6 protein-coding genes are annotated in these 5,129 nt (G+C 70.8%); 1 reads left to right on the top strand and 5 read right to left on the bottom strand.

Going from position 1 to position 5,129, the window contains the following annotated elements:
• Positions 1-239 precede the first annotated feature (239 nt).
• Entirely contained in the window at positions 240-1,403 is a 1,164-nt protein-coding gene (locus tag EAO71_RS20925; RefSeq protein ID WP_147979093.1) for a DUF5667 domain-containing protein, read from the top strand.
• 60 nt (positions 1,404-1,463) lie between these two features.
• On the opposite strand, the gene EAO71_RS20920 is transcribed toward EAO71_RS20925, so the two are convergent.
• The 5 genes from EAO71_RS20920 to EAO71_RS20900 form a co-directional block, all read right to left on the bottom strand.
• Entirely contained in the window at positions 1,464-2,510 is a 1,047-nt protein-coding gene (locus EAO71_RS20920; protein ID WP_147979092.1) for a lysophospholipid acyltransferase family protein, read from the bottom strand.
• A 15-nt stretch (positions 2,511-2,525) separates the two neighbouring features.
• On the bottom strand, positions 2,526-3,584 hold the full coding sequence (locus tag EAO71_RS20915; RefSeq protein WP_147979091.1) for an NAD-dependent epimerase/dehydratase family protein: 1,059 nt from the start codon (positions 3,582-3,584) through the stop codon (positions 2,526-2,528).
• Between the two features lie 217 nt (positions 3,585-3,801).
• Complete coding sequence (locus EAO71_RS20910; RefSeq protein WP_003948845.1) at positions 3,802-3,900, bottom strand: 30S ribosomal protein bS22; 99 nt, start codon at positions 3,898-3,900, stop codon at positions 3,802-3,804.
• A 130-nt stretch (positions 3,901-4,030) separates the two neighbouring features.
• Entirely contained in the window at positions 4,031-4,240 is a 210-nt protein-coding gene (locus tag EAO71_RS20905; protein ID WP_187282723.1) for a helix-turn-helix domain-containing protein, read from the bottom strand.
• Between the two features lie 128 nt (positions 4,241-4,368).
• A complete protein-coding gene (locus EAO71_RS20900) occupies positions 4,369-5,127 on the bottom strand; it encodes a phosphatase (protein WP_261992210.1) in 759 nt (252 codons plus the stop codon).
• Positions 5,128-5,129: the final 2 nt, after the last annotated feature.

Genomic DNA, 5,129 nt, shown 5'->3' with positions numbered 1-5,129 from the left:
TCCCCCCACATCCCCACGACCCCCGTCCAACTCACAGTCGGTGACGCCTCGATGACGCACTGGTCCGATCATCTTTCGCGCGTAACCCAAGTGCCGCGCCGCTCGTTGTGCGGAATGCAGGCTCCCTGTGGTCACGCCATGCCCGCAGCCACTCACTCTTTCGTGTGGATGTGTTCAAGGTGTGCAACCTTCCGGACACCCCGGGGAGTCGACCGTCATGACGAGAGGAGGTGCCGCCAGTGATCGCGAACGTATCGGCGCACCGGCGGGCGAACGCCTTCGCCCAGGCCTGGGAAGACCGGACGTCCGAGGACGCGGCGGCCGAACAGCCAGAACCCTCGGCCGAACCGGCCGATCAGGGGAGGCTGCTGGCCCTGGCGAACGGTCTCGGCGAACTGCCGCGACCCCAGATGGACCCCGAGGTCAAGGTGGTGCAACGGGCCCAGCTCGTCGCCGCCATGGAGGCGATGCTCGCGGAGGGCACCGCGGCCGCGGGCCCTACGGTGCCGGAGCAGCGGACGTCGAGCGGACGGGGGACCCACCGGGCCTCCCCGCTCCGGAAATTGCGCCCCCGCTCCCGTTGGTCGAAGGGCATCGCCGCGGGCGGGCTCACGGTCGGTGTGGCCGCGGGCGCTTTCAGCGGCGTGGCCGCTGCCAGCTCCGACGCCCTCCCCGGTGACTCGCTCTACGGGCTGAAGCGCGGCATGGAGGACATCAAGCTCGGGATGGCGGACGACGACGCCGACCGGGGCGGGATCTACCTGGACCAGGCATCGACCCGGCTCAGCGAGGCCCGCAGACTGATGGAACGCGGACGCGCGGGCGATCTCGACCACGAGTCGCTCGCCGAGATCCGACGCGTCCTGGGCGGCATGAAGCACGACGCCTCCGAGGGCCGCCGGCTGCTCAACCAGGCGTACCAGAAGGACGGTGCCATCGCCCCGATGGCCCGGCTGAACTCGTTCGCCCAGGCCCACCGCGACACCTGGAACGGCCTGCGCACCCGCCTGCCCGTCCAGCTCGCGGACGTCGGCAAGGAGGTGAACGACGTCTTCGTCGCCATAGACGAGGATGTCGAGCCCCTCCAGGGGATGCTCCCGCGCACCCTGGACAAGGGCGTCGCCGGTACCAAGGACCCCGGCGCCGCCGACGACTCCCCCGGCTCGCRGATCCAGCACACGCTCTACAAGCTGCTCGTGCAGCGGCGGTGGAGGGGCTCGACATCCTCGTCTATGGCGACGAAGACGTCGTTCACCTCCTTGCCGACGTCCGCGAGCTGGACGGGCACGCCCACGAGCCCCTCGGGCAACCAGTCGCCACCGCAGGTACCGGACGTGACGATCCCGCCGCTGCTGCCCGGTCTGCTCCCGGGCCTGGGCATCGACAGCGACGACGCCCGCTGACGCGGACACTCGGCGGGGGCGCCTCCCATCCGGGGGCGCCCCCGCTCCGCGCCATGCCCGTCAGAAGAAGACCGACCGCCGCTGCACGAGCAGCTTGTAGAGCGTGTGCTGGATCTGCTCCCGCACCTGGTCGGTCAGGTTGAACATCAGCATGGGGTCCTCCACCGACTCCGGCGGATAGCCGTCCGTCTCGATCGGCTCGCCGAACTGGATCGTCCACTTCGTCGGCAGCGGGACCGCGCCGAGCGGTCCCAGCCACGGGAAGGTCGGCGTGATCGGGAAGTAGGGGAAGCCGAGCACCCGCGCCAGCGTCTTGGCGTTCCCGATCATCGGGTAGATCTCCTCGGCACCCACGATCGAGCAGGGCACGATCGGCACCCCGGCGCGCAGCGCCGTCGAGACGAACCCACCCCGGCCGAACCGCTGCAGCTTGTAGCGCTCGCCGAACGGCTTGCCGATGCCCTTGAAGCCCTCCGGCATCACGCCCACGATCTCGCCGGCCCGCAGCAGCCGCTCCGCGTCCTCGGCGCACGCCAGGGTGTGCCCGGCCTTGCGGGCGAGCTCGTTGACCACCGGCAGCATGAAGACGAGATCGGCCGCCAGCAGCCGCAGGTGGCGCCCGGCCGGGTGGTTGTCGTGGACGGCGACCTGCATCATCAGCCCGTCCAGCGGCAGCACCCCGGAGTGGTTGGCGACGACCAGGGCCCCGCCCTCCGCCGGGATGTTCTCGATGCCCTTCACCTCCACCCGGAAGTACTTCTCGTACAGCGGCCGCACCAGCGACATCAGGACCTGGTCGGTGAGCTCCTCGTCGTAGCCGAACTCGTCGACCTCGTACTCGCCCGTCACCCGCCGTCGCAGGAACGCCAGACCGCCGGCGAGCCGCCGCTCCCAGCCGTCACCGCGCCCGGCACGCCCCGAGGGGGCCTCCACGGGCTCCTGGGGCGGTGCGGCGTCCTCGGGCACCGCCGAGGGCACCCGCGGCGCCTCCTCGGGCCCCTGCTGCCCAGGGAGGGCACGCACGGCCGCCTCCCGGCCGGCCCGGGTGGGCCGCCGGCGCGCCCGCGAGCGGTCGTCGTCGAACGGAATGACCTTGGCGTCCGCCATGGTTACGTGGGCTCCTTAGTCGCCGCTCTCAACACTTTCGACAGGGGAAGGCGCCAGCCGGGCCGCGACCCGGTCCACCGCGCCCGCCAGCCGCTCCGGCGGCAGCAGCCCCGGCCCGCGCCCGGCCACGAAGTCCGCGAAGGTCTCGGCGGTGGTGAACCGGGGTGCGAACCCGAGCGTCTCGCGCATCTGGACGGTGGACACGACCCTGCCGTGCGTGAGGAGCCGGATCTGCTCGGGCGCGAAGTCGGTGACGCCGACCGTCCGCAACGCCGAGCCGACCCAGGTCACCGCGGGCAGCAGCACCGGCACCGTCGGCCTCCCCAGCCGCCGGGCGCACTGCGAGAGCAGCAGCACACCGTCGCCGGCGATGTTGAAGGTGCCGCTGTTCAGCGTCGCCCGCCGGGGTTCCTTCGCGGCCACCTGGAGCACGTCGATGACGTCGTCCTCGTGGACGAACTGCAGCCGGGGGTCGTAGCCGAGGACGGTCGGCATCACGGGCAGCGACAGGTACTCGCCCAGCGGGGAGTCCACCCGCGGCCCGAGGATGTTCGCGAACCTGAGCACGCACACCGCCACGTCCGGACGGCGCCGCGCGAACCCGCGCACGTACCCCTCGACCTCGACGGCGTCCTTGGCGAAGCCGCCGCTCGGCAGCGACTTGGCCGGGGTGGTCTCGGTGAAGACGGCCGGATCGCGCGGGGCGGAGCCGTAGACGCTCGTACTGGACTTGATCACCAGCCGCTTGATCCGCGGCGACTTCTGGCAGGCCCCGAGCAGCTGCATCGTGCCGATGACGTTGGTCTCCTTGACCGACGTACGGCCCCCGGTGCCCAGCGCCGTACCGGTGACGTCCATGTGGACGACCGTGTCCACGTCGTGCTCGGCGAGCACCCTGGCGATGGCGGGCTGCCGGATGTCCGCCCGGACGAAGTCCGCGCCGGCGAGGTCGTGGGCCGGGGCGACCGCGTCCACGGCGACCACCCGGTCCACCTCCGGGTCCCGCTGCACACGCCGGACGAAACGGCCTCCGAGATGCCGGGCCGCACCGGTGACGAGCACGACCTTGCCCAAGATCAGCGCCTTCCGTCGGTCTCTCCCCCGATGCTCCCGGGGGGCCTGTGCGCCACCGTAGCGCCTTGTTGTTGCGCTGTGATGACCGCCGTGGGCAACCGGGTGGAACGCGACCGGAAAAGGCGACCGGATGGCCGGGCCTGAAAAGCGGCGTGGCCCCCCACCGAGAACGGTGAGGGGCCACGCCCGACGCACAATGCCGTCGTTCCGCCGTCGCTTACTTCTTGTTGCGACGCTGAACGCGGGTGCGCTTGAGCAGCTTGCGGTGCTTCTTCTTGGCCATCCGCTTGCGCCGCTTCTTGATAACAGAGCCCACGACTACCCTCGCTCACTTCTTCTCACTGGTGCGGGGCGTCTGGGCCCACACGACCTACGTCGGCCTAGCCTACCGGCCCGAGCGCCGAGCTTGTAATCCGAGGGGTACGAGACTCCCGGCCGCGCGCTCGCTACGCGGTCTCCACCCCCACGAAGGACTCCCTCAGGTACTCGTGAACCGCCTGTTCCGGGACCCGGAAGGACCTTCCCACCCGGATCGCCGGCAGATGACCACTGTGCACCAGGCGGTACACCGTCATCTTCGACACTCGCATCACCGCGGCGACTTCCGCCACGGTCAGAAACTTGACCTCGTTGAGAGGCCGATCGCCAGCAGCCATGACCCACCTGTACCTTCCGCACACGACGCCCACCGGCTTCCCCTCCGGTGACCCTGCGTCGCTGTGCGCTCACGCTCCAGACTAGGGGCGGGTGGTACGAGTGGGGAAGAGGAGCAGCCATCGGCCGTTTACCGTGACAGACTCGCTCGATTGAGTACATAGCGAGTCAGTGGGCGGTAGTAGTCGGCCCGGACCGCGTCATCAAGCGGAACGGCGACGGACACCTGCCCCTCCGCCTCCCCCACGAACAGCGCCGGATCGTCCGTGTCGGCCAGGCCGATCGCCTCGAAACCCAGCTGACCTGCCCCGCAGACCCAGCCGTGGTCCCCGATCACCAGCGCCGGCAGCGGCCGTCCCTCCCGCACGGCCCCCTCCAGAGCGGCCCTAACCGGCAGCGGCGAGTGCGAGTGCGCCCCCGGTTCACGCCCGGCGCCCGGCAGTCGGGGTTCTCGCACCAACGCGACGCCCCGTACGTAGTCGAGGATGTACGTGCGTAGACCGAACCGGGTCGTTATGTCGACACATCGCCCCTGCGCCGGTGTGAGGACAGGACATCCCGCCGCCGACAAAGCGTCTGCGAGCGCTGCGTAGAACCCGAGCAGCCGGTGCGGATGACCGGTCCCGAGCAGCACCGGAGCCCGCCGCCCCGCCACCTCCCCCAACCGCGCGGCGAACGCGTCCAACGCGCTCAACGTCCGCTCCGGATCGATGACATCGGGCCCCGAACGGTGCGCGGGGTCCCCGGACACACCGCATCTGTCGGCCATCAGCCGTAACAACTCCGCCTCGCCCCAACCCCAGTCGGGGTCGAGCCCCAGCATCACCCGCGGATCCCGCGCGGCGAAGAGCCGATAGCTCCGCAGGCTCGTCTCCCGAGGCGTCGCCACCT

It is taken from the genome of Streptomyces sp. MS191, from assembly GCF_008042125.1.
In the GTDB taxonomy this organism is placed as follows: domain Bacteria; phylum Actinomycetota; class Actinomycetes; order Streptomycetales; family Streptomycetaceae; genus Streptomyces.
Note: the sequence above shows the minus strand (reverse complement) of the source record. Positions and strands in the feature narration are given on the sequence as shown.